19 protein-coding genes, 1 pseudogene and 1 riboswitch are annotated in these 15,918 nt (G+C 48.8%); of the genes and pseudogenes, 6 read left to right on the top strand and 14 right to left on the bottom strand.

Annotated elements, in window-relative coordinates; translation table 11 throughout:
- Positions 1 to 421: 421 nt before the first annotated feature.
- Complete coding sequence (locus BSEL_RS06060) at positions 422 to 1,420, top strand: NAD(P)/FAD-dependent oxidoreductase (RefSeq protein ID WP_013172118.1); 999 nt, start codon at positions 422 to 424, stop codon at positions 1,418 to 1,420.
- A gap of 132 nt (positions 1,421 to 1,552) precedes the next feature.
- Here the strand turns inward: BSEL_RS06060 and BSEL_RS06055 are convergent, their stop codons facing one another.
- A complete protein-coding gene (locus BSEL_RS06055; RefSeq protein WP_013172117.1) occupies positions 1,553 to 1,903 on the bottom strand; it encodes a HesB/IscA family protein in 351 nt (116 codons plus the stop codon).
- A gap of 216 nt (positions 1,904 to 2,119) precedes the next feature.
- Here BSEL_RS06055 and mqnE point away from each other — a divergent pair, with 216 nt between their 5' ends.
- Positions 2,120 to 3,214 (top strand): aminofutalosine synthase MqnE, encoded by a 1,095-nt coding sequence (gene mqnE, locus BSEL_RS06050; protein ID WP_013172116.1) that lies wholly within the window; start codon positions 2,120 to 2,122, stop codon positions 3,212 to 3,214.
- Between the two features lie 79 nt (positions 3,215 to 3,293).
- Here mqnE and BSEL_RS06045 read toward each other — a convergent pair whose 3' ends face one another.
- Both BSEL_RS06045 and BSEL_RS06040 read right to left on the bottom strand, forming a co-directional pair.
- Positions 3,294 to 3,533: a hypothetical protein gene (locus BSEL_RS06045; protein ID WP_013172115.1), complete on the bottom strand. Its 240-nt coding sequence runs from the start codon at positions 3,531 to 3,533 to the stop codon at positions 3,294 to 3,296.
- A gap of 17 nt (positions 3,534 to 3,550) precedes the next feature.
- Entirely contained in the window at positions 3,551 to 3,787 is a 237-nt protein-coding gene (locus BSEL_RS06040; protein ID WP_013172114.1) for a YuzB family protein, read from the bottom strand.
- A 226-nt stretch (positions 3,788 to 4,013) separates the two neighbouring features.
- Here BSEL_RS06040 and BSEL_RS06035 point away from each other — a divergent pair, with 226 nt between their 5' ends.
- Positions 4,014 to 5,084 (top strand): NAD(P)/FAD-dependent oxidoreductase, encoded by a 1,071-nt coding sequence (locus BSEL_RS06035; protein WP_013172113.1) that lies wholly within the window; start codon positions 4,014 to 4,016, stop codon positions 5,082 to 5,084.
- Positions 5,085 to 5,092: 8 nt separating this feature from the next.
- Here the strand turns inward: BSEL_RS06035 and BSEL_RS06030 are convergent, their stop codons facing one another.
- On the bottom strand, positions 5,093 to 5,407 hold the full coding sequence (locus BSEL_RS06030; protein ID WP_013172112.1) for a YuzD family protein: 315 nt from the start codon (positions 5,405 to 5,407) through the stop codon (positions 5,093 to 5,095).
- 157 nt (positions 5,408 to 5,564) lie between these two features.
- Between BSEL_RS06030 and BSEL_RS06025 the strand changes: the two genes are divergently transcribed.
- Entirely contained in the window at positions 5,565 to 5,801 is a 237-nt protein-coding gene (locus BSEL_RS06025) for a NifU family protein (protein ID WP_013172111.1), read from the top strand.
- 105 nt (positions 5,802 to 5,906) lie between these two features.
- Here the strand turns inward: BSEL_RS06025 and BSEL_RS06020 are convergent, their stop codons facing one another.
- The 4 genes from BSEL_RS06020 to BSEL_RS06005 form a co-directional block, all read right to left on the bottom strand.
- The gene (locus tag BSEL_RS06020; protein WP_013172110.1) at positions 5,907 to 6,890 is read right to left on the bottom strand and encodes a 2-hydroxyacid dehydrogenase; all 984 of its coding nucleotides are present in this window, start codon (positions 6,888 to 6,890) and stop codon (positions 5,907 to 5,909) included.
- 77 nt (positions 6,891 to 6,967) lie between these two features.
- Complete coding sequence (locus BSEL_RS06015; RefSeq protein WP_013172109.1) at positions 6,968 to 7,744, bottom strand: TIGR01457 family HAD-type hydrolase; 777 nt, start codon at positions 7,742 to 7,744, stop codon at positions 6,968 to 6,970.
- 81 nt (positions 7,745 to 7,825) lie between these two features.
- A complete protein-coding gene (locus BSEL_RS06010; protein WP_013172108.1) occupies positions 7,826 to 8,455 on the bottom strand; it encodes a helix-turn-helix transcriptional regulator in 630 nt (209 codons plus the stop codon).
- A gap of 114 nt (positions 8,456 to 8,569) precedes the next feature.
- Positions 8,570 to 9,016: a DUF86 domain-containing protein gene (locus tag BSEL_RS06005; RefSeq protein ID WP_013172107.1), complete on the bottom strand. Its 447-nt coding sequence runs from the start codon at positions 9,014 to 9,016 to the stop codon at positions 8,570 to 8,572.
- A gap of 176 nt (positions 9,017 to 9,192) precedes the next feature.
- Here BSEL_RS06005 and glpX point away from each other — a divergent pair, with 176 nt between their 5' ends.
- Together glpX and BSEL_RS05995 are read left to right on the top strand one after the other, a co-directional pair.
- Complete coding sequence (gene glpX / locus BSEL_RS06000) at positions 9,193 to 10,182, top strand: class II fructose-bisphosphatase (RefSeq protein ID WP_013172106.1); 990 nt, start codon at positions 9,193 to 9,195, stop codon at positions 10,180 to 10,182.
- A 4-nt stretch (positions 10,183 to 10,186) separates the two neighbouring features.
- Positions 10,187 to 10,453 carry a DUF3055 domain-containing protein gene (locus BSEL_RS05995; protein WP_013172105.1) on the top strand — a complete coding sequence of 89 codons (267 nt, stop codon included), beginning with the start codon at positions 10,187 to 10,189 and terminating at the stop codon, positions 10,451 to 10,453.
- Between the two features lie 162 nt (positions 10,454 to 10,615).
- Here the strand turns inward: BSEL_RS05995 and BSEL_RS05990 are convergent.
- The 6 genes and pseudogenes from BSEL_RS05990 to BSEL_RS05970 form a co-directional block, all read right to left on the bottom strand.
- Positions 10,616 to 10,888: pseudogene (locus BSEL_RS05990) on the bottom strand (YutD family protein); the annotation flags it as partial.
- A 130-nt stretch (positions 10,889 to 11,018) separates the two neighbouring features.
- Positions 11,019 to 12,059 (bottom strand): sodium-dependent transporter, encoded by a 1,041-nt coding sequence (locus BSEL_RS05985; protein ID WP_332870078.1) that lies wholly within the window; start codon positions 12,057 to 12,059, stop codon positions 11,019 to 11,021.
- Positions 12,029 to 12,388 carry a hypothetical protein gene (locus BSEL_RS18275; protein ID WP_332870077.1) on the bottom strand — a complete coding sequence of 120 codons (360 nt, stop codon included), beginning with the start codon at positions 12,386 to 12,388 and terminating at the stop codon, positions 12,029 to 12,031. Before BSEL_RS18275 ends, BSEL_RS05985 begins: the two co-directional genes overlap by 31 nt.
- A 297-nt stretch (positions 12,389 to 12,685) precedes the next feature.
- Complete coding sequence (locus BSEL_RS05980) at positions 12,686 to 14,251, bottom strand: Na+/H+ antiporter NhaC family protein (RefSeq protein ID WP_013172104.1); 1,566 nt, start codon at positions 14,249 to 14,251, stop codon at positions 12,686 to 12,688.
- 133 nt (positions 14,252 to 14,384) lie between these two features.
- Positions 14,385 to 14,564: riboswitch (Lysine riboswitch) on the bottom strand.
- Between the two features lie 69 nt (positions 14,565 to 14,633).
- A complete protein-coding gene (locus BSEL_RS05975; RefSeq protein ID WP_013172103.1) occupies positions 14,634 to 15,119 on the bottom strand; it encodes a dihydrofolate reductase in 486 nt (161 codons plus the stop codon).
- Positions 15,116 to 15,910, bottom strand: a complete 795-nt coding sequence (locus BSEL_RS05970; protein ID WP_013172102.1) for a thymidylate synthase — start codon at positions 15,908 to 15,910, stop codon at positions 15,116 to 15,118. The genes BSEL_RS05975 and BSEL_RS05970 overlap by 4 nt, the downstream gene beginning before the upstream one ends.
- Positions 15,911 to 15,918 lie beyond the last annotated feature (8 nt).

Here is a 15,918-nt window from a genome sequence, read left to right as displayed (position 1 = left end):
TATGAGATTTCTGATTTGCGTTCGTCCTTCAATCCGAAACGATCCGTTGCCGCAACTTCCTCTTTGTGATAAAATTCACGAACAAGGGCAGAAGAAATCATTTCGATGTCTACTTCTAAACTGACTGCAGGAAACGTCAACATTTTTTGCTCTTCACAATAATAGATTGAATGTGACAGATTTTCAACCGTTTTTCGACGTTTTTTAGAACTTTTTTAAATAAAAATGTGATCAAAACGGCTGTATTTATATATACCCGTATTGAAAGCGTTTTAATCATCTGCATATTGTAAACATTGATGGTGGCCTTTTAATTTTCGGACTTATTTGATTAATTCAGGGCGCCCCCTTTTCTTTGCCTTCAGGAAACATTATAATTAAGAAGAAGCAACTGTCTAAATTACGTGTGGAGGTGTGAGGATTGTCACAAGAAAGAGAAGTGTACGACATTACCGTGATCGGGGGAGGTCCTGTAGGTATTTTCACTACATTTTATGCAGGACTCAGACAGGCTAAAGTAAAATTAATCGAGGCAATGCCGCAACTTGGGGGACAACTTTCTGCGCTTTATCCGGAGAAGTACATATACGATATTGCCGGCTTCCCGAAGATTCGCGCACAGGAACTGGTTGATAACCTCAGTGAGCAGGCCCGGCAGTTTAATCCTGAGATTACGCTCAGTCAATCTGTAGAGAGTGTGGAAAAAGGCAGTGACGGCGTATTTACCATCACGACTGATAAAGAGACCCATTATTCCAAATCCATTATCATTACCGCAGGCGTAGGTGCGTTTAAACCCCGCCCGCTTGAAGTGGAAGGTGCTGAACAGTTTGAAGGCAAAAACCTTCACTACTTCGTCAGTGATTTAAACAAGTTTGCAGGAGACCGTGTTGTGCTCGCCGGGGGCGGCGACTCAGCAGTGGACTGGACGCTCATGCTTGAAGATATCGCAGAGGAGATCACGATTGTTCATCGCCGTAACAAATTCCGCGCCCACGAGCACAGCGTCGAACAGCTCCTCGGTTCTGACAAGATCAACGTCCGAACGCCTTATGTGGTCAGCGAAATTCATGCCAATGGGGATAAGATCGAAGCCGTTACCCTGAAAGAAAAAGACGGAGATAAAACGGAACGGATTGACATTGATACACTGATCGTGAACTACGGCTTCATTTCAAATCTCGGTCCAATCAAAAACTGGGGACTTGAAATCGAAAAAAATTCCATCGTTGTCAATTCCAACATGGAAACGAATATCGAAGGCATCTATGCCTGCGGTGACATCGTCACCTATGACGGCAAAACAAAATTGATTGCCGCCGGCTTTGGCGAAGCGCCAACGGCCGTGAACAATGCTAAGGTACATGTAGATCCAACGGCGAGTGCCACTGCCGGACACAGTTCGAGCATCATGGCGTAAGCCAATCGTTTAAAACGGTCATTAGAACAGCCGGACAGTTGTTTCTGCAACGATCGTTAGGAGCACCCAAATGATGAACCCCCCGCCGGGGTCCCGGCGGGGGGTTCATTTTTAAATCTGTTTAATTGGAGATCAGCATTCCTCAGGCGTTCCCTCATTATCTGCAGTACGAAATGACGATCCGCACCCACAAGAGGCAACCGCATTGGGATTGTCAATTGTGAATCCTCCGCCCATCATGTTCTCCTTGTAATCAATCTTCGTGCCTTTGAGCATCGGTTCGCTTTCCTTATCAACCAGAACTTCGATACCGTCAACTTCAAGCAGCGTATCATCCTCAGCCTTCTCTGTATCAAAGCCCATTCCGTAGGAAAGTCCGCTGCATCCGCCACCTTGAACACCGACGCGCAGGAATTTAGCATCTGCTTCATCTTCCATCATCTGCTTGACCTGAGTGGCCGCAGCTTCAGTAATTTCGAGCATGTTTGTACCTCCTCTGTTGATTCAAGACTTATCCCCATTATAAGAGCTCTCAGGAACATACGCAAGATTAGGGAATCCGAACGGCTTTCATTGCTATTTCCACTCCCGAAATGATAGAATATAAGGGATTCATTACGCTTTCAATCTGATTTTTTTGGACCACGTATCGTCCTCGTACAGACCAGAAAGCGTTACATTTACGATAGGGGGATGAAGATGACTACGTTGACAGCTGACAAAAATCTTCGTGATATACAGGAAAAGGTTATGAATGGCGAACGCCTGTCAATTGAAGACGGGCTCTACCTTTATGAGACACCGGATTTATTGAGTGTCGCACAAATGGCAAATATGGTGAATGAGAAGAAGAACGGCGATCGGGTCTATTTTATCGAAAACATGTACATCAATCCGACGAACGTCTGTGAAGCAAGCTGCGCGTTTTGCGGCTTCAAACGAAAACCGGGAGAAGAAGGCGCGTACACGATGGATGAAGCGGAGCTCCTCGACTACGTGGAGAAACGCTGGAACGACAACATCCAGGAGTTCCATATTGTTGGAGGACACAATCCGGATGTACCTTTCGACTATTATCTTAATACCATTCGTGCATTGAAGAAGCATTATCCGCAGTGCACCATTAAAGCCTATACCGGCGCAGAGATTGAATTCTTCGCCCGCACATACGGTTTCACGATGAAAGAAGTCCTTGAACAGCTTCAGGAAGCCGGTCTTGACACCCTTCCAGGGGGCGGTGCAGAGATTCTGACAGAAGAATACCGTGCCAAGATGAGTCCTGAAAAGGCGTCCACATTCGAGTGGCTCGAAGCGCACGAACTCGCACACGGACTGGGTATGAAAACACATGCGACCATGCTTTATGGCGGCATTGAATCGAAGGAAGAACGACTGGTTCATATGGACAGACTCCGCAAGCTCCAGGACAAGACAGACGGCTTTATGGTGTTTATCCCGCTTGCCATGCAGCCCAAATCTGCAGGAGCTGGCCTTGAGCGACGGACATCAGCGTATGACGATCTTCGGACCGTGGCCATCAGCCGTCTGATGCTCGATAACTTTGATCATATTAAAGCGTACTGGATCAATATCGGTCCACAGCTGACGCAGATGGCGCTCACTTTTGGCAGCTCGGATATCCACGGCACCCTTATCGAAGAGCGAATTTCCCACTCTGCCGGCGCACTGACTTCACAGGGTATCACCCGTAAGGAACTGATCCACATGATCAAAGGCGCAAACAAAAAACCGGTTGAACGGGATACGTTCTACAACGTCATCAAAGAATACTGATCGGCATACGTGCCAATCAACACAACGAAGACCATCCCTTTTAAAGGAATGGTCTTCGTTTTTACTTTCGGGGAAATCATCACCTCAAAGGCTCCATCGCCCACAAATAATCATCATCCGCTTCGAGGGCCGTAATGGTCCCGAAGCAGCAGGGCATATGAAACTGCGTCTTGATCGATTCTTTCGCCCGCTTCAGTTTACGCATCCCGTCAGGCAACAGCACATTCGCCTCGCTGCAAAACGGACATTCATTCACATACATATCACCGGCCATGATTTCATAAGGCCAGGTATGGCTGAAAGGTATAGGACCTGCCATGTCATGCACCTCCCGATTTAAAACATCGGATGATCGTCAAGATACTGATAAATATTTGCGATCAGATCATCATTGGTATCTCCCGTGACAATATCACCGTTCACCAGGGCGAATTTTGTCCGGGCGCACTGGCCGCAAAAACTCAGACAGCCATATTCAATCACATCAAGATCCGGGTCTTTCTCCAATTCGGCGAATACCGGATGAGTTCCTGATGCGAGATTACTCATACAAAATTCCACTATCGGTTTCAAACTATGCACCTCTCGATCTTGATTTTCCTTTCTCATACTACAAACAGACTGCTGAAAAGTCAACTGAACACCACCGGTTTCCATTGTAGCAGCAGTGGAAAACTGTTATATTTAAACATGGGAAAAGGACGAACAGTGTCGCAAAGAAAAATATCCGGCCGCGGCCGGTCACTCTTGAATTGAAAGCGCATTCTGTGGGTCATACATCTCTCTAGGAGGAATTGCCATGAACAAACTCGTTGTACTCGGAGGCGGTTACGGCGGTCTCCGTGCCGTCCAAAAGCTGCTTGCGGAAAAAGGAATCCAGGATCTTTCCATTCTCCTTATCGAAAAAGAGCCTTACCACAGTTTAAAAACCGAGTTTTACGCACTTGCTGCCGGAACCGTATCCGATCAGGAATTACGGGTTCACTTCCCAAACGATGTGAGGCTGGAGCTGAAGTTCGCCAAGATCGAAAGCATCGATCTCGACAAGAAGCTCGTTCATCTTGAATCGGAAGAGCCTGTCGACTATGACGATCTCATTATCGGACTCGGTTGTGAAGATCGTTATCACGGGGTCCCCGGCGCGGATCAGCATACCCTCAGTATTCAATCAATGCGCCGCGCGAGAAAGACCTACCAGGTGCTTCAGGGGGTCAAAGCGAACGGGCGGGTTGCGATCGTCGGCGGCGGACTCAGCGGTGTGGAACTGGCGAGCGAACTGCGGGAAAGCCGTCCGGATCTTGAAATCCTGCTGTTTGACCGCAATGCTAAGATTCTCTCCTCGTTTCCGGACAAACTGTCCGACTATGTCACCGAATGGTTTGAAAAAAATCAGGTTAAGCTGATGACCAAAGCGAACATTACCGAGGTCGAACGTTACCGCATCTATAATCACGATGATCCGATTGATGTCGACACGACCATCTGGACAGCGGGGATACAGGCCAGTAAAATCGTCCGGGACCTTCCCGTTGACCAGGACGGGATCGGGCGTCTGATTACAACCGATCACCATCACATTCCCGGTAATGATTCCGTCTTTGTCATCGGAGATTGCGCAGCGTCAGAATTCGCTCCGAGTGCCCAGCTCGCTGAAGCCCAGGCTGAACGGACCGTCAAACTGCTCGCAAAGAAATGGCGCGGCGAAGCATTTCCTGAAGAAATGCCGAAGATCAAACTCAAAGGGGTACTCGGGTCACTGGGGAAGAAACAGGGGTTTGGCTATATGCGGGATAAACCGATGACCGGCCGCGTACCCCGGGTGTTAAAGTCCGGGGTACTGTGGATGTATAAATTCGGCTCTCACTCCTGAACCGTTTCTCATACCGTCACGGCCTGAATCTGCTTCACGAGAGCGGGCAGATGGGGATCCCCTTCTGCTGATACTTCGCCATTGATCAGAACAAGCGGGTAAAAGTATTCATCATTTAAAATGGCCTCTGCCCACTCTTTTTCTTCCTGGCTTTGCGGATCTTCGATATCCACATACGTAAACGCCAATTTCTTGTCCGGAAACTTTCTCGTCAGAGCTGCTTCGAGCCATTCCATTGTTTCTTTTGCACTTGGCAGATGGATGCAGCTCGCACACTTTTGCTCTGCACCGAATATCGTTATCTGTACCGGTTTCATAGTCATTCTGATCACCTCTTACAGTCAGTTTACCATGAAAAAGAATCCCTTTAAAAAGATCAACACTGTTTCAAACATTATAAAATTAAAAAGGTTCAAGATTTGTTCATGGATTTTTTTTGGCTCATCCTTTATAATGGGACGTAAAGAAAGGAGTGGTCATATGACTACAGAAACTATGGAATCACAGGTTCAGGAAGTGCTCGATAAATTGCGTCCGTTCCTTCTCCGCGATGGCGGCGATGTGGAATTGGTCGATGTTGAAGACGGCGTTGTAAAAGTTCGTTTGATGGGTGCTTGCGGTTCTTGCCCAAGTTCAACGATTACACTGAAAGCCGGTATCGAGCGTGCCCTTCTTGAAGAAGTACCAGGCGTCACGGAACTCGAACAGGTATTTTAATAAACTGCAACAAAAAGCTGCCTCATTTTGAGGCAGCTTTTTTGTGTTGACCCTCTGAGTGGAAAACGAATGATGCTGTCTTCGTCACCGGCTGGTATTTCCGTTTCAGCCTTTCCAGACTGATTCATTGACGATATATTCCGGCTTTCTTCCGACAATGACGTTCGCGCAGTGGCGTCCGACGAGACGCGTCATTTCTTCTCGTGTTTCCACGCTCGCACTGCCGATATGCGGAAGTGCCACGACGTTGTCATACTTCAAAAGTGGATGGTCGGCTCCAATCGGCTCATTCAGGAAAACATCCAACCCGGCAGCGGCGATTTCTTTTTCGTCGAGTGCCTGTTGAAGATCATCTTCTTTGACAACCGCTCCTCTTGATGCATTGATAAAGATCGCTGAATCCTTCATCTTCCTGAAGGCGGCCAGGTCAAACAGTTCTTTCGTTTCCGGCGTGAGCGGTGCGAGGCAAACGACGTAATCGGACTTTTCAATCAGCTCGTCAAACGAAACATACGTTGCACCGAGCTCCGCTTCGGCCTCCGGCTTTCGCGAGCGATTGTGGTAGAGGATCTCCATGTCAAAACCGGTTGCCCGCTTTGCCACGGTTGCACCAATCCTGCCCATACCAACAATCCCGATCGTCTTGTGATGAATATCCGTTCCTGCCATTAAGAGAGGCCCCCAGTTTTTCCACTGGCCTTCACGGACATAGTTGACCGCTTCCGGGATCCGGCGCGCTGTCGCCATCAAAAGGCTGAATGTCAAATCCGCTGTCGTATCCGTCAGCACATTAGGTGTGTTACTGACTACAATGCCGCGCGCTGTCGCTCCTTCAACATCGATATTGTCAAATCCGACCGCCAGATTGGCGATCACTTTCAGATTCGGTGCTGCATCCATAAGCTCCGCGTTAACCTTATCTGACAACATGGTGATCAGACCTGTTGCGTCCTTCGCTTTTGCGAGCAACGTCTCCCGGTCAACTGGAATTTCTTCTTCATGCCACATCTCGACCTCAGCAAACTCCCTCAGTTCCCCCAGGCAATGCTCCGGCACTTTTCTTGTGACATACACAAACGGTTTCCCCATGATTAAAACGCCCCTTCATAACTGTTATAGTGATGCACATCTTCCATTATAACTGATATTGAAAGCGATTTAAATCATCAGATGACCTGCCAATCGTCCAGTGTATCAAAGGAGTAGGTTGGCTTTACCGGCTTTTCCGGAAGTGCTGACTTCGGTGTCACACCGGTGTGGACCATCAAGGTATCCATTCCCGCATTGATCCCTGCCATGATATCCGTTTCATAATTGTCCCCGACCATGACCGTCTCTTCTTTCGATGTGCCAAGCACCTCAAGGGCCTGATTTACAATGATCGATTCCGGTTTTCCGATGAAGAGTGGGTCCGTCCCTGTTGAGACTTTCACAACCGACGTCAAAGAACCGTTACCAGGCAGGAGGCCGCGTTCTGTCGGAATCGCCACATCGCCGTTCGTCGATAGAAATGCGGCTCCCGAACGTACGTTGAGACATGCTTTGGCCAGCTTCTCATACGTAATCTCCCTGTCGAGACCAATGACAACTGCATCTGCGTCTTCATCCGTCAGGGTCAGCGCCCGGTCTTTCAGGGCCTGTTCGAGTCCCTCTTCCCCGATCATATACACCTTCGCCTCTCCGTATGTTTCGTGAATATACTGCGCTGTTGCCATGCTCGTTGTGAAGACATGGGCATCTGTGGCCGGGATGTCCATCGCTACGAGTTTTTCCGCAACCTGAGCGGGTGTACGTGATGAATTGTTCGTGACAAACAGATAGGGTATTCCCCGGTCTGCGAGCTTCTTGACGAATCTCGATGCAGCAGGGATCTTTTCACTGCCGCGATACATTGTTCCGTCAAGATCAATCAGGTAGCCTTTGTATGCTTTTGCTTCGGTCATTATGCATCATCCTCCGTCAACTTCATTCTGTCTGTTGCAAAAAAAAGCGCCACCCGTTTGGAGTGGCGATCATTCGCTCGCTTACTGTTTAATCGTATAATAACAATGCGGTTCCTGTCCAGTCGTCATACAGGTCTGACACTCAACGCCTTCCGTATCAAGAAGTTCTTTGAAAAGATCCGTTTCCGTGTCACAGATCATCGGAAATTCCCTCGCCACTTCAGCGAGTGGGCAATTGTACTCCCGGAACACATAGGAACCGTCGTCCTTCTTCTCCACTTCAGCCATGAAACCGTTCTCATTCTGAATCTTTTCAAGCTCATACACACGGTCATCAAAGGATTTCATGAACATTCTTTTTTCAAACTGCGTGCGCAGCTTCGTCTTCCGCCGGTCAAACAGCTGCTTGACCTTCATCATCCCGTCTTCTTCCTGCACGATCTTCAGCATATCAATGGCGAAGCTGTCATACGAACGGTGAAAGAGCTCCTGTCCACACGGCGATAATCTGTACATGTTCGTCGGCCTGCCCATGGCCTGACGCTGGAGCGTTGTGTGCACGACATCGTCCCGCTCCAATGTGTTCAGATGACGTCTGACCGCCATTTCGGTGATCGCCAGCTCGTCTGCAATGTGAGACACCGTCATTTCCTTACGTCTTTTGAGTAAACTGATAATCTGGTCCCGCGTCGAGGTGGTTTTCGTTGCCATATCCTCACCTTCCTTCTCCACTTATTGTATCGAAGCTTTGTGAGTGAGTAAATTTAATTAGCAAAATGTTTGAAAATTTGACGCAACTTAGTCAAACTTTGTTCACTTTTTCACTTACTCCTTTTGTGGCAAAAATGCCGATACCGGCCCCATCTCCTGCTCAATGTATGTTCTGACCCTTGCAGGGAATTGCATCAGCGCATCACATTCGCGTTTGTAGGCGAAATAAAGAGCCGATGCGTCGAGTTCCGTATAGTTTTGCAGAAGTTCTTTCCGCCATGGAATCAGCTTTTTAATGGATTTTCCGTTTTCTTTGGAAATCACCTTCTCATCGACCAAAATGTCCATGATATCGTCGTAGCTCCCGGGGTCCCGCATAATAAAACCGTCAATCATCTGATTCCCGACATCCATCATGACCTCAAGCAGCATGTGGGTGATCCGCTCCAGGGAACGCTGCTGGTTCTGAATATCTCCCTGATTGAGTTCACTGAATTCCTGAAGCAGTTCTTCATAATAAGCAAGCCGGGTTTCCAAACGTTTCAAATCGACAAAATACATGATATCCCTCCATAAAAACAAATAGTATAACACATTGAAAGTGTTTACGCGAAAAATGACGTAAAATATTCACGTTTTGCGTTCCTTTTGTATGTAATTTTTGATATTATGATGAAGGCTTTGATCACCTGTATCTCTATTATAGCGTGAATCACTACATAATTGGAGGAATGATTGTGGATCGTGAACTAGCACTCGAAATTGTCCGGATTACCGAATCAGCTGCACTTGCCTCTGCTCAGTGGATGGGCCGGGGGCTGAAAGAAGAGGCAGACGATGCGGCAACGACCGCCATGCGAAACATGTTTGATTCAGTCAATATGAAAGGCACCGTTGTTATTGGCGAAGGGGAGCTTGATGAAGCCCCCATGCTCTACATCGGCGAACAGCTCGGCAGCGGGCACGGCCCGGAAGTGGACATTGCCGTTGATCCCCTTGAAGGTACGAGCATCGTCGCCAAAGGTCACCCGAACGCCATGACCGTCATCGCCGTCGGAGACCGGGGCACGCTGCTTCATGCGCCGGATATGTATATGGAGAAACTTGTCGTCGGCCCGAAGGCTGCCGGACTCGTTCGCCTCGACGATCCCATTGAAAAAACCATCGATATCGTGGCCAAAATGAATGAAAAACGCGTCCGTGACGTCACCGTCATCATTCAGGAGCGTGACCGTCACCAGGACCTGATTGAACGGATCCAGCAGAAAGGCGCTCGTGTCAAACTGTTCGGGGACGGCGATGTCGGTGCATCGATTGCAACGGCCCTGCCAAGAACCGGAATTGATCTTTTTGTCGGGACAGGCGGCGCTCCCGAAGGGGTTATTTCTGCCGCGGCCATTAAGGCGTTAGGCGGTGACATGCAGGCAAGGCTCGTCCCATACACTGACGAAGAGCGGGAACGCTGCCGGGAGATGGGAATCGAAGATCCTGAGCGCCTTTTGCAGCTGAATGACCTCGTCAAAGGAGACGACGCCATCTTTGCTGCGACCGGGGTCTCCACAGGGGAATTGCTTGAAGGGGTTCGTTTTCTTGGCGGTGACCTCGTCGAAACTGATACAATCGTGATGCGTGCAAAAACCGGAACAGTCCGGTATATTAAAGCACATCACCAACTCCAGCAAAAGCCGCATCTCATGATGCCGGAGAAAACCGAACAGGAGGCATAATTGTATGAGTGAACGATTCTATCTGTATGACGAAGTGGAGGATACACCCGTCCGTTACATCAGCTTCATGGGTGAGAACCAGCGCTTTGATCTTGCCGTCGCATCGACGAACCGCTATTTCGGTAAGAAACTGGTCCTTGATATGCAGTCAAACCGCTTTGCGATCATTGGAACCGATGATCTTGAAGAAGAAGGCTATCTCGAACACGTCTTTAACCTTTCTGAAGAAGACGGCAATGAACTCCGCGAATTCCTTTACGAAATCATCTGATTGCATGACAAACCGGTAACGGCCGAGCCGTTACCGGTTTATGTCTGTCATATCACACAGAACAAAACAGAAAAACCTGACTTCCGCTCAGGTTTACTGCTGGTTTTGCGTCTCTTTTCCCGCTTCGCTGCCGGCTTTTTTGTCCTGCTGTTTTTTCGTTTTTTTCTCTTTTTTCAGGATGAAGTAAGAACACCCGAAATTACAATATTCGTAAAGATATTCTTCTAAGAAAGCAATTCGTGATTCATGCGGTGACTTGCGGTTTTTATCTTCATAAAAACCTTTCAGTCTGAGCTGGTCATAGCCTCAGTCCCCGACGATGTAGTCAAACTTGTTCAGCACATCGCTGTAACGTTCTTTAAAGGCCTCCTGATCCCAGGCATTCCGGTATTCTTTGACAATGGTATACGTATTTCCCTGAATTTCAATCATGATTTCCCCACTTTCGCAATTGCCGGTTGATCGGTCTGTCATTTTACTCCGTACAAGAAAGTAAATGCTCCTTAAAGTATAATACAAAACCCCTTCCATCACAATGCGATTGGAAGGGGTTTTCCTGACAGAATCAGAAACCGAAAGTGCCTGGTGTATTGATAATGTTTGAAATCAGAATCCACAGAATCCCTGCCGGTGCGATGACCCGGATAAACCAGATCCAGACCGTCCCGATCGTGGTATCGGTCAAACCGGTCTCGCGGAGGGCATCAACCTTATTCCAGCCCCAGCCGACAAAGAGCGCAATGACAAGACCACCCAATGGGAGCGTGTACTGATCCGTGATCAGGTCCATGACATCCAGGAATGGCTGAGCACCGATAATGGCTCCGGACCATGGCCCTCCCTGACTGAGTGCGGATGGGATACCTAGAATCGTGACAGCAACACCTGCTGCAATCGTTGCTTTTCTTCGATCCCATTCCATCTTTCTCATCATGTACGACACAGAAACCTCCAACAGCGAAATGGCTGAAGACAGTGCTGCAATGGCGACGAGGAAGAAGAAGAAGATCGCAAAGATCGTTCCGGCGCCACCCATCAGGTTGAAGACTTCAGGAAGCGCAATAAAGATCAAACCCGGTCCTGCGTCCGGTTCAACGGATGCAAAAGTAAACACGGCCGGGAAGATCATAAGCCCGGCAATAATGGCAAAGAGCGTATCCAAAAGGACGACGCTCCCCGCCGCACTCGGCAGGTTGGTTTCCTTTGGCAAATAGCTGGCGTACGTAATCATCGCACCCATACCAAGAGACAAGGTAAAGAATGCCTGCCCGACAGCCGACGCATAAACGGATGGATCAGTGAATGCCGACCAATCCGGGCTGAAAAGGAATGCAAGACCTTCTCCTGCACCGTCGAGTGTCAGACTGTAACCTGCAAGCATAATCAGAATAATTGCCAAAAGCGGCATAAATACGCGGTTTGACAGTTCGATCCCCTTCTTGACCCCGAAGAAGACAATCCCGATGACAATCGCCATGAACAGGACCTGCCAGAATACCGGTCCGCCTGCACCTCCGATAAACGAGAGGAAGAAGTCGGCATAACCGTCCTGCTCAACAGCTCCTGCAGAGCCCGTTATGTAGCTGAACAGTAATAAATGACCCAACCTGCAATTACCCCGTAAAAAGACAGGATAATGAAGGATGTTAAAACCCCGAGGATACCACCGATGACCCACGGTTTTTTCGGTGCAATGTTTGAAAAGGACTGGACGACATCCGCCTGACCTTTACGACCAATCGCAAATTCGGCAAGAAGAACAGGGAGACCGATAAGAAAAATACATAAGACATAAATCAAAATAAATGCGGCTCCTCCGCTTTCACCTGCTACATAGGAAAATCGCCAAATGTTACCAAGTCCGACCGCAGAACCGACCGCGGCAAGGATAAATCCCAATTTTGTTGCCCAACGTTCTCTTCCATTAACCATCATGTATGCTCCTTTCAGATAAGAACTTCGTTTTTAAGTGCAATCAATGTTGAGCATGACCTTCAAACACGCCCTCCTTTCGTTCTTTTTTTCATTCACTTGTTATTTCATTATAATTATCAGACTATTCAAAGTAAAGGTTTTTTCGGAATATTCTAAAATAATATGGGTATTTTTTTCACGTTTGCCGAGCTTATGGTTCAGTTACAGCAAAAGAAAAAGGACCACCCGGTGTTCGGGTAATCCTTACTCTTATTTTTCTGTAGGTTTGAGGTTCTGTACGATTACCCCGCGAATCGTTTATACAGCCTCAGTATGAAGAGGCCTGATGAGGCGTTTCATTCCCCATACGACAGCTGCAAAGACGAAGGCTCCTGCAACAAGAGACAGCATAAGGCTGCCGGTAAAGCCAAGAATCAGGAACAGCACCGTACTGATCAATCCGGCAATCAGCGCGTAAGGAAGCTGCGTCATGACGTGGTCAATGTGATGACTCCCTGCGCCTGTGGATGACAGGATCGTTGTGTCCGATATCGGTGAACAGTGATCCCCGAAAATCGCCCCGGCAAGAACCGCTGCCATCATCGGCAAGAGCAGTGAAATATCGGTCGCTGCGGCAATGTCACCTGCAATCGGAAGCATGATCCCAAACGTACCCCAGCTCGTTCCGGTACTGAAGGCCATAAATCCGCCGATAATAAAGAGGATCGCCGGCAGATAGCCGAGTGGAATCGAACCGTCCACGAGACTTGCCAGATACTCCCCTGTACCAAGTTCACCGATGATTTCGATGATCGTCCAGGCAAACAGCAAGATATACACCGCAGGAAGCATTGACTGAATCCCGGCCCAAATCCCTGTGGCATACTGCCTGACGGAGAATCGGTGTGTCGCATTCAAAATAAGCGTAACCACAAGGCCCACAAGCCCGCCGTACAGAAGGGCTGCTGCTACATCCGTATTCTCAAAGGTTGCCAACAGTGACGGACTGCCTTCAGTCCCCTGAATGCCTGTCGTGATCATAAAGAGTACCGTCATCACAACAAGGGTTAAAATCGGAATCAGAAGATCCCTCACCTTCCCGTCTGGAACAGCCTCCACCTGACCGCTCTCACCAGGAACAGGTCCTTTCGCATGATCAAGCACCTCGCCCGTTTCAATCGCACGGCGTTCATGCGTGCGCATACTGCCGAAATCCAGCTTAAACCAGGCCACGGCAAACACAAGCAAGATCGCAATCAGCGCATAGAAGTTCATGGGCGCAATGATCAGGAAGGCCTGAAGAGCGCCGTATTCCGTCACACCGTGTGTCACGAGAATCCCGCCAATGATGGTAATGATATACGCACCCCAGCTTGAGATCGGTGACACAACACAGATCGGAGCTGCCGTACTGTCCACGTTGTAAGCCAGTTTCGCCCGCGATACACGGTGCCTGTCTGTGATCGGCCTTGAGACATTCCCGACGGTGAGACTGTTAAAATAATCGTCGATAAAGATCAGAATACCGAGAAAGCCAGCCGTCAGCTGCGCGCCGACTCTCGTCTTCACTTTCGTCTGTGCCCACTCTCCAAATGCACGGCTGCCGCCGCTCATCGTGATCATCGCTGCAATGATTCCGAGAGAAAATAAAAATAAAATGATGTAAAATTCCCACGTATTCACGCCGCCATCCACATAAAAGATCCCTGTCACGATGGACAGAATATCCGAAATGGCCGCATTGATAAACTGTTCTTCGGTCTGATTGATCATCAAAGCCCCGACGATGATCCCGACACCGAGTGACGGAAGCACTTTCCGGGTAATCATCACCATAACGAGAGCAAGAACCGGGGGAACGAGGGATAATAATCCGTGATCCATTCTAATAACCTCCTGAAACATTCTGTAAAAATACACTGCGCGTCGACAAACAACAGACTGCGTGCTGTTCATCGGTTTTTCCGCATCAAAAAGACACAGGGAGGCCCTGTGTCTTCCACTGCCCCAACACATGCATGTCAGTAGTCCTCCACAGCAAAATTAAGCTGTGACAGTGCCGGATCTGTTCGATACGGCCCCAGCGGCCATGCACACGTCATGCATGGTCACTTCGGCGGATTTCCCTTTTGCACCCGTTCATCATGGAACGCCATTCCCGGGTGGGACTGATGATCTCCGCGCCTCTACCTCACCTGATGCGATGAGGCACTATGTAATTGATGGTTCGCAACGATTAGTATCGTATCAAAGAAAAATGTGTGAATCAAGTCTTTTTCCGCTCATACACAAAAAAGGTATGGGGAACGGTGTTGTTCCCGTCAAGAACCCCTTTTCTTTCCTCTGTCAGCTCCCATTCATGCCAGTCAAGGGCAGGAAACATGGTGTCTCCGTCAAACGTGTCATGAATCCGCGTCACATACAGACGGTCAATTGCATGAATCAGCGCTTTATACAGCTCGCCCCCGCCAATAATAAAAGCATCTTCTTCGCCGTAAAGATCCGGAATCTGCTCGAGGTCATGCCGAACCTCCACACCCTCATGATGGAAATCACGATTCCGGGTCACGACAACATTCTTCCGGTTCGGAAGAGGGCGACCAATCGATTCAAATGTTTTTCTCCCCATAATAATGGTGTGACCTGTCGTCACGGCTTTGAAATGCTTCAGATCATTCGGTAAATGCCAGGGCATCTGACCGTCATTGCCGATCACATCATGCTGGTCCATTGCAACAATTCCCTGAATCATACCGACACCTCTCCTTTAATGGCCGGGTGCGGATCATAGCCGATCAGCTCAAAGTCTTCAATGGTGAAATCCTCAATCCGTTTTTTATCCGGGTTCAGACGCATTTCAGGCTTTTGACCAGGCGTTCTTGTCAACTGGAGTCTGACCTGCTCGAGATGGTTCTGATAAATATGAACATCGCCGAATGTATGAATGAATTCCCCGGGTTCGAGCCCGCACTCCTGGGCAACCATCATCGTCAGGAGCGAATAGGACGCGATGTTGAAAGGAACGCCAAGAAAGACGTCAGCACTGCGCTGATAGAGCTGGCAGGAGAGCTTGCCATCGGCTACGTAAAATTGAAACAGGCAATGACACGGTGCTAGAGCCATCTGATCAAGCTCGCCGACGTTCCACGCATTGATGACGTGGCGCCGGGAATCGGGATTGTGCTTAATTGCTTCAATCACCTCACGGAGCTGATCGATGGTGCGCCCGTCAGGCGTTGGCCAACTGCGCCACTGGCGGCCGTACACCGGTCCGAGATCGCCGTTTTCATCCGCCCACTCGTCCCAGATGCGCACGTTGTGCTCTTTCAGGTAACGGATATTTGTTTCTCCTTTGATAAACCAGAGGAGTTCATGAATAATGGCACGAAGCGCCATTTTTTTCGTCGTCAAAACCGGGAAGCCGTCTTGCAGATCAAAGCGCATCTGATAGCCGAAGGTACTGATCGTTCCTGTTCCGGTTCGGTCATCTTTGGCCGTTCCATGCTCGAGGACGTGACGGCACAGATTCAAATAGTTTTCCATCGTTTCAT

Origin of the sequence: [Bacillus] selenitireducens MLS10 (assembly GCF_000093085.1) — a bacterium.
GTDB lineage: Bacteria > Bacillota > Bacilli > Bacillales > Salisediminibacteriaceae > Salisediminibacterium > Salisediminibacterium selenitireducens.
The sequence above is the reverse complement of the archived record's forward strand: the minus strand, read 5'-3'. Positions and strand labels throughout refer to the sequence as shown.

What these genes read in the sequence shown, in the direction of transcription:
- BSEL_RS06055 (WP_013172117.1), bottom strand. Translation starts at nt 1,903, where the DNA reads ATGCTCGAAATTACTGAAGCTGCGGCCACTCAGGTCAAGCAGATGATG.
- mqnE (WP_013172116.1), top strand. Translation starts at nt 2,120, where the DNA reads ATGACTACGTTGACAGCTGACAAAAATCTTCGTGATATACAGGAAAAG.
- BSEL_RS06045 (WP_013172115.1), bottom strand. Translation starts at nt 3,533, where the DNA reads ATGGCAGGTCCTATACCTTTCAGCCATACCTGGCCTTATGAAATCATG.
- BSEL_RS06035 (WP_013172113.1), top strand. Translation starts at nt 4,014, where the DNA reads ATGAACAAACTCGTTGTACTCGGAGGCGGTTACGGCGGTCTCCGTGCC.
- BSEL_RS06030 (WP_013172112.1), bottom strand. Translation starts at nt 5,407, where the DNA reads ATGACTATGAAACCGGTACAGATAACGATATTCGGTGCAGAGCAAAAG.
- BSEL_RS06025 (WP_013172111.1), top strand. Translation starts at nt 5,565, where the DNA reads ATGACTACAGAAACTATGGAATCACAGGTTCAGGAAGTGCTCGATAAA.
- BSEL_RS06020 (WP_013172110.1), bottom strand. Translation starts at nt 6,890, where the DNA reads ATGGGGAAACCGTTTGTGTATGTCACAAGAAAAGTGCCGGAGCATTGC.
- BSEL_RS06015 (WP_013172109.1), bottom strand. Translation starts at nt 7,744, where the DNA reads ATGACCGAAGCAAAAGCATACAAAGGCTACCTGATTGATCTTGACGGA.
- BSEL_RS06010 (WP_013172108.1), bottom strand. Translation starts at nt 8,455, where the DNA reads ATGGCAACGAAAACCACCTCGACGCGGGACCAGATTATCAGTTTACTC.
- BSEL_RS06005 (WP_013172107.1), bottom strand. Translation starts at nt 9,016, where the DNA reads ATGTATTTTGTCGATTTGAAACGTTTGGAAACCCGGCTTGCTTATTAT.
- BSEL_RS05995 (WP_013172105.1), top strand. Translation starts at nt 10,187, where the DNA reads ATGAGTGAACGATTCTATCTGTATGACGAAGTGGAGGATACACCCGTC.
- BSEL_RS18275 (WP_332870077.1), bottom strand. Translation starts at nt 12,388, where the DNA reads ATGATGGTTAATGGAAGAGAACGTTGGGCAACAAAATTGGGATTTATC.
- BSEL_RS05980 (WP_013172104.1), bottom strand. Translation starts at nt 14,251, where the DNA reads ATGGATCACGGATTATTATCCCTCGTTCCCCCGGTTCTTGCTCTCGTT.
- BSEL_RS05975 (WP_013172103.1), bottom strand. Translation starts at nt 15,119, where the DNA reads ATGATTCAGGGAATTGTTGCAATGGACCAGCATGATGTGATCGGCAAT.
- BSEL_RS05970 (WP_013172102.1), bottom strand. Translation starts at nt 15,910, where the DNA reads ATGGAAAACTATTTGAATCTGTGCCGTCACGTCCTCGAGCATGGAACG.